This is a genomic window from Desulfovibrio sp. 1188_IL3213 (genome assembly GCF_036763145.1).
Classification (GTDB): Bacteria; Desulfobacterota; Desulfovibrionia; order Desulfovibrionales; family Desulfovibrionaceae; genus Desulfovibrio.
In genome coordinates, this window is sequence record NZ_JBAIYR010000104.1 from 1 (window position 1) to 6,309 (window position 6,309).

General features: G+C 59.1%; 5 protein-coding genes. 4 read left to right on the forward strand and 1 reads right to left on the reverse strand.

The window, feature by feature from the left end; all coding sequences use genetic code 11:
- A partial coding sequence (locus V6C16_RS06230; protein ID WP_333542906.1) for a Maf family protein occupies positions 1-171 on the forward strand: 171 nt, incomplete at its 5' end.
- A 198-nt stretch (positions 172-369) separates the two neighbouring features.
- Here the strand turns inward: V6C16_RS06230 and V6C16_RS06235 are convergent.
- The gene (locus V6C16_RS06235; protein WP_333542904.1) at positions 370-1,173 is read right to left on the reverse strand and encodes an FAD-dependent thymidylate synthase; all 804 of its coding nucleotides are present in this window, start codon (positions 1,171-1,173) and stop codon (positions 370-372) included.
- Positions 1,174-1,476: 303 nt separating this feature from the next.
- Here V6C16_RS06235 and trpB point away from each other — a divergent pair, with 303 nt between their 5' ends.
- The 3 genes from trpB to uvrC all read left to right on the forward strand — a co-directional run.
- A complete protein-coding gene (trpB, locus tag V6C16_RS06240; RefSeq protein WP_333536701.1) occupies positions 1,477-2,688 on the forward strand; it encodes a tryptophan synthase subunit beta in 1,212 nt (403 codons plus the stop codon).
- 514 nt (positions 2,689-3,202) lie between these two features.
- Complete coding sequence (locus tag V6C16_RS06245; RefSeq protein WP_333536700.1) at positions 3,203-4,747, forward strand: outer membrane homotrimeric porin; 1,545 nt, start codon at positions 3,203-3,205, stop codon at positions 4,745-4,747.
- Positions 4,748-5,196: 449 nt separating this feature from the next.
- Positions 5,197-6,309 (forward strand): excinuclease ABC subunit UvrC (gene uvrC / locus V6C16_RS06250; protein WP_333542905.1); only part of this gene is annotated, 1,113 nt, incomplete at its 3' end.

Genomic DNA, 6,309 nt, shown 5'->3' on the forward strand with positions numbered 1-6,309 from the left:
GAACCGGGCGACAAGGCCGGAGCCTATGCCATCCAGGGGCAGGGAGCTTTTCTGGTGGACAGGGTGGAAGGCTCGTGGAGCACGGTTGTGGGCCTGCCCGTCACCCAGCTGGCAGCCCTGCTGCTGGACCGGGGCCTCATACTGCCCAGCGGCGGAACAGGCACCGCATAAAGACCGAAGTGGCCCCCCGCAACAGTGGGCGGATCACGGGAAACCCTAGATGTAGAGTGTCGTCACGAGATGAATTTCCTTGGTATATCAAAAAGAACGAGTTTTTTATGCAGGGAGTGTACTCTTATGGTACTCGACCGGAATAAAAGGCGAAGTTCGACGCAGAGATACCGGGAAAGGCGCTCGTGACGACACTGTCTAGTCTTCCGCAAATTCATCCTCAGCCGGAGGTACCGCCGCGGCCCCCCTGGCAGAGCGCAGCAGGGTCATGGCGTCATCCTTGGTAATGATGCGGCCTCTACAGCGGGCGTTCTGAAGGGCGTTTTCCGGGCAATACCCCAGTTGCACACAGTTGGGGCCGGCCCCTGCGAAAAGATCGGGAGCAGCCCTGCGGCACAGGCGCAGCATCTGCCAGGCAAGATGCTGGATTTCGTGCTGGGCGTTACGGCAGCAACGGATGGAAAACCAGTCCAGCAAAGCGTGAGCATTCATGCCTACAATGGCTTTGAACTCGGTGGCCTGCGGCTTGAGATAGCGCAAATCTTCTTCGGGCAGGCCCGCATCAAGCCCCGCCTCATACCACTGGCGGCCCAGGTCGGCCAGGTCGCGCCCGCTCAGGTTCACCGTCTCGCCGCCAGGCAAGGTCACCGGAGCCGAAAATTCCGCCACGCCACGCGGATAGACCACAGAATAGCGACGCTTGCCGCCAAGCTCGGCCCGCCCCGATTTGATAAGGTAAGAAGCCAGACGCTTGCGCACAAGCTGGGTTTCAGTCACGCGGGAGTAGCCTTCAAGGCCGAAAATGAAAAAGTCAAATTCCAGCGCGGCCCTGTGTCCTGATGACAGAATGTTCTCCACTATCTTTTTGGAATAGGGAGAAGCCACAATATCTTCCAGATCCCTCTCGCTGCGCACAAAGCGCGCCGCTATGTCCGTATAGATTTTTCCGCCGCCGGCCAGCAGCACTGCCTTGCCGTTTCCGGTAAATTTTTCATCCAGCATTTCAACTCCTTGCCGCAAAAATGCGCGCGCACCAAGCATAAGCGAAACAGCAGGCCACGGCAAGAAGAACACAAAATCACAAGGCGTCCATTGCGCAGCCCATATGCCACAAGCAGTAAAGCGCCTTGACACAGAGAGTTCAAAACGCCAGAGTGAGAACCGTTTTTCAGCCTTTGCGCTTTTCAGGCTTACCGGTCCCGAAGCCGCCCTTTACGCCGGCGCTGAGCCGGGTACGGCAGAACGGCGTTTTGCCGCAGGCCAGGTAGCATGACGGCGACACAGCATCAGCAGCAAGGAGATCGCATGAGCCAGCATTCCGCATCCCACGACAAACCGGACAGCAAGGGCTTTTTCGGCGCTTACGGCGGCCAGTTTGTTCCCGAACCCGTCAAGGCCCGCCTGGATGAACTGACCGCGGCTATGGAGTCGGCCCTGGCCGACCCCGGCTTCATGAGGGAACTCAATGACCTTTTCATCCATTATACAGGACGCCCCAGCCCGGTCTTTCACTGCGCCAACCTGAGCCACAAACTGGGCGGAGCGCAGATATGGCTCAAGCGCGAAGACCTCAATCACCTCGGGGCGCACAAGATCAACAACACCCTCGGGCAGTGCCTGCTTGCAAAACGCATGGGCAAAAGCCGCATCATCGCGGAAACCGGCGCAGGGCAGCACGGCGTAGCCACAGCCGCCACGGCAGCCCTTATGGGCCTTGAATGCACCATCTGCATGGGCGAAGTGGACATGGAGCGCCAGCATCTCAACGTCATCCGCATGCGCATGCTCGGGGCCGACGTTGTGGCAGCCACATCCGGCCAGCGCACACTCAAGGAGGCCGTGGACGAGGCTCTTGCCCTGTGGGTGGCGGACGACGCCATGTTTTACGTGCTGGGTTCCGCCGTGGGGCCGCATCCCTATCCTTATATGGTACGCCAGTTCCAGTCGGTGGTGGGCAGTGAGGCCCGCACGCAGATGCTTGAAGCCTGCGGCTGCCTGCCTCATGCTGTGCTCGCCTGCGTGGGCGGCGGTTCAAACGCCATCGGCATTTTTTCCGGTTTTGTGAACGATGCGGATGTGCGCCTCATCGGCGTGGAGCCAGGCGGACACGGTACGGACTACGGCCAGCACGCGGCGTCGATTTGCCTTGGCGAACCCGGTGTGCTGCACGGCTTCAATTCCTATATGATCAAGGATGCAACGGGCAATGCCGGAGCGGTGTACTCCATCTCCGCAGGGCTGGATTATCCTTCTGTAGGCCCGGAACACGCCATGCTTAAAGATGCGGGCCGCGCCGAGTATGTCAGCATTACGGACAAGGAAGCCCTGGAAGCCTTCTTCACCCTGTCCCGCCATGAAGGCATCATTCCGGCTCTGGAATCTTCCCACGCTCTGGCGCATGCCGTCAAAATGGCCCCGGGTATGCCCCGTGACGCAGTCCTGCTGGTCAACCTTTCCGGCCGGGGCGATAAGGACGTGGCGCAGGTGGCGGAAATGATGGAAAAAGGCGAAATCTGAAAATCACCGGCGCATGAGGCTGCCAGCCCCTGTAAAAATACCAGAGGGGACAGCGCCGTCGTGCAATGGCCCCTGCAAATTGGCACCGGCAGGAAAAAACACCACAAAACGGCGCTGCGCATCAGCCTGACGCCCGCAAAGGCCATACGGCACACATCAGGAAAGCCGGGGACGCATCCCCGGCTTTCCTCGTATGAGACGAAAATTTTTATACCGCCGAACAACCAGCCATAACAGGTTGGTTTTGCTGCATCCTTGTAAAAGAGGGCCTATTGGGACTAAAATTTTGTCGCGCACAGAAAAAATTTTTCTTCTCTAGATTTCCTTTAACATACAGATTTCCCGGACGATTAATCTTTTTTTCCTTTTATATCCTCTGCCGGGTTAAAATTTTTGCACGAATATGCTTGCAAAGTGTGCGGGGCTTTCCTATAGTTGGCCCGAAGCGGACATCCGCTCCACAGGCGTGTATAGTAAAACGTGTCCTTATGGGCAAAATAAAGGAAGGTTAACCATGAAAAAGATCGCTACTCTTCTGTTGGCGGCCGGTCTGGTGTTCAGTGCTGCCACAGGCGCCAGCGCCATCGACTTCAAGGCCAAAGGCCAGTGGATCATGAGCTTTGACTACGGCATGAACGGCAACTTCACCGGTGGCAACGGCCAGACCGGTTACAACGGCAAAGAAGACGAGTTCGAAGCCAACCAGCGCGTGCGCCTGCAGTTGGACGCCGTAGCCTCCGAATCCCTGTCCGGTACCGTTTTCTTTGAAATCGGCAAGACCACCTGGGGCCAGAACAGCAGCGGCGGCGCCCTTGGCGCTGACTCCAGCAACGCCATCAAACTGAAGAACGCCTACCTTGACTGGATCGTTCCCCAGACCGACCTGAAGGTGCGCATGGGTATCCAGGGCATGGCCCTGCCCAGCTTCACCACCGGCAACAACGTGTTCAACGACGACGTGGCCGGCATCACCGCCGCCTACCAGTTCAACGAAAATGTTGGCGTGACCGCCCTGTGGGCCCGCCCCTGGAACGACAACTTTGACGGCAAGACCATCAACAACGAGAACCGCAGCAACTTCATGGATAACGTGGACGTTGCCGCCCTGCTCGTGCCCCTGACCTTTGACGGCGTGAAAGTGACCCCCTGGGTCATGTACGCCGCCATCGGCCCCAATGCCTTCCGCAGCGGAAACAACTACATCCTTGATGGTTCCAGCAAGGCTCTTGGTACCTCCTGGAAGTACCCCGCTGCCGGCATGTTCCCCGTGGGCGGCGCTCACCACAAGGACGGCAGCTTGGCCTCCAAGAAACTGGATGAGTACGGCAACGCCATTTGGTTTGGCCTGACCGGTGAAGTGACCATGTTTGACCCCATCCGCATCGCGTGGGATTTCAACTACGGTTCCGCTACCTATGATGACAGCCGCCTGAACCGCTCCGGTTGGCTGGCTTCTCTGCTTGCCGAATACAAGCTTGACTGGGCCATCCCCGGCATCTACGGCTGGTACGGTTCCGGCGACAGCAACGATCCGGCCGACGGTTCCGGCCGCATGCCCAGCCTGAGCATAAACAACAATAACAACGGCTTCTCCAACTTTGCCTTCAACGGCAACCCCTACATCGCCCGCGACGCCACCCTTGGCTACAGCATGGCCGGTACCTGGGGCGTGGGCGCGCGCTTGAAGGACATGAGCTTCCTGGAAGACCTGAAGCACACCTTCCGCGTGAACCTGATCGGCGGCACCAACAGCCCCTCCATGGCCAAAAAGATGTCCAGGGCTACCTGGCAGGCTGAACCCTTGGCTGCCAACAGCGGCGGCAACGGCACCATCGGCATGGATCCCCTGTACATGACCACCATGGACTACGCCATGGAAATCGGTCTGACCAACAGCTACCAGATGTACGAAAACTTCACCGTCATGCTTGACGCCGCCTACCTTGCGACCTGGCTTGACCAGTCCAAGTCCGTCTGGGGCAACAGCAAGATGAACGGCAAGTCCGACGAAGTGCGTGACCCCTGGAACGTCAACCTGAGCTTCGTGTACTCTTTCTAAGAAAACACGATCTCTGATTCCGCTCTACAAAGGGGAAGCCGAAAGGCTTCCCCTTTTTTCGTACCCTGCGCACTCCGCCCCGAACAGCCCGGGCCGCTGTGCGCAGCCAAGCCCCCCCCCCACGCCCCGGTGTCTTCAGGTTGGCAAGTGAAGCCGGGATGGTTACTGTATATATGCAGCAGCCCACCGCAGCCAGCCACGGGCGCAGCCGCAGGGCTGTATCTGCAAGGGCTGTACAGGCAAGGGCTGCACAGGCAAGGGCTGCACAGGCAAAGGCTGCACATGAAACTGTCGGCTCCCGCCGGAGAACCCTGCCGTTGAGGACGCATGCTTTCAACAGCGGCAGGGGGTCGGCTTCATATTCCCGCGCGGAAAAGCCGGGCGGCCTCTTCTGGTGCGGACGGCCCCATTGCCCGGCAAAAGAAACACTTTTAACGTACCGTTGCTCCATGCAAAAACCAGAACCAGCCAGCATCCCTCTTTCTCCCGGCGTCTATCTGTACAAGGATGAACGCGGACGCATCATTTACGTGGGCAAAGCCCGTGTTCTGCGCCGCCGCGTACTTTCCTACTTCAGGCCCGAAGGCTTGCCTGCCAAGACAAAAGCCATGCTTTCCCATGCCCGAAGCATCGACTACCTCACCACAACAACGGAAAAAGAGGCTCTGCTTCTGGAATCCAGCCTGATCAAAAAGCACAGGCCCCGCTACAATATTGTCCTGCGGGATGACAAGCAGTACGTGCTGTTTCGGCTCAATCCCAAGCACCCCTTTCCACGTCTTGAAGTCGTGCGTCAGGCCAGACGTGACGGCGCGCGCTACTTCGGCCCGTTCACTTCCGCCCTGTCGGCCCGTGAGACGTGGAAACTCATACACCGCGCCTTTGCCTTGCGCCGCTGTTCCGACAGGGCCATGAAAAACCGTGTGCGCGCCTGTCTGTACCATTTTATGGGCCAATGCCCCGCTCCCTGTATGGATATGGTGACCCCGCAGGAATACAATGAAAACGTGCGCAAGGTCTGCGATCTTCTGCAAGGCCGTGCCGCCCCCCTGCTGGACAGCCTGCGCGAGGCAATGGATCTGGCCTCGGAAGAACTGGAGTTTGAAAAAGCCGCAGTGCTGCGCGACCAGATACGCGCCGTGGAGCGCACTGTGGAGCGACAGGCTGCGGTCTTGCCCGGCGGCGGCGACATGGATGCCGTTGGTCTGTATCAGGCTGACAAAGGTCTTGCCCTGGGCATAGCCTTTGTACGGGGCGGGGCGGTAACGGACGGACGCGCTTTCTACTGGCCCGGCCTGACCTTTGAGGACGCCCCGGAGCTGCTTTGGAGCTTTGTGAGCCAATATTACAGCCAGATCACGCCACCGCCCCGCATCCTGCTGCCCTGGCTGCCCCTCGACATTGAAAGTGCGGATGCCCCGGAAGCTGACGAGGACATGGAAGACGGAGCGGACGCCACCCCTGACCGGCTGATGAGCGCACCGGATGCCGCGGCCTCCGTTCTTCCGCATGCTGTGGACGATGCGCCTGCGGGCGTGTCCCTTCCCCAGTCTGACGCGCAG